Below are 447 nucleotides of genomic sequence, written 5' to 3'. Positions count from 1 at the left end.
GCACCGGCCAGGCCTGGGGCGGAGATCTTGAGGCGGTGACCATCCACACGGGACTGCTTGCCGCCAAGCACGTGATGGGCGCCGATATCACGATCGTCGCTCAGGGCCCAGGGAATCTGGGCACCGGCACGAAGTACGGCTATTCGGGCCTGGTCACCGGAGAGCATCTCAATGCTGCGGCCCTGCTCGGCGGACATCCGGTGAGTCTGCTGAGGATGTCGAACGCGGACGCCCGGGGCCGCCATTTCGGCATATCCCATCATGCGCGGACGCCGCTGAGTGAGATCGCCCGACCGGGGATGACCGTGCCGGTGCCCGATTTCTCCACCCTCACCGAGGCGGAACGGGCAGAGATGGATCCGGACCCCGATGTTGTGGCCGAGACCGTTGCCGAGCAGCTGCCTCGACTGCAGATGCATGATCTCGTCGATGTCGATCTCACCGGAC

Annotated in this window: 1 protein-coding gene; it reads left to right on the top strand. The window is 65.5% G+C overall.

Going from position 1 to position 447, the window contains the following annotated elements; translation table 11 throughout:
• Positions 1–35: 35 nt before the first annotated feature.
• Positions 36–447 (top strand): DUF3866 family protein (locus tag CHM34_RS18460; protein ID WP_240512076.1); only part of this gene is annotated, 412 nt, incomplete at its 3' end.

Source organism: Paludifilum halophilum (genome assembly GCF_002245355.1).
Lineage (GTDB): Bacteria > Bacillota > Bacilli > Thermoactinomycetales > DSM-45169 > Paludifilum > Paludifilum halophilum.
The sequence above is the reverse complement of the archived record's forward strand: the minus strand, read 5'-3'. Positions and strand labels throughout refer to the sequence as shown.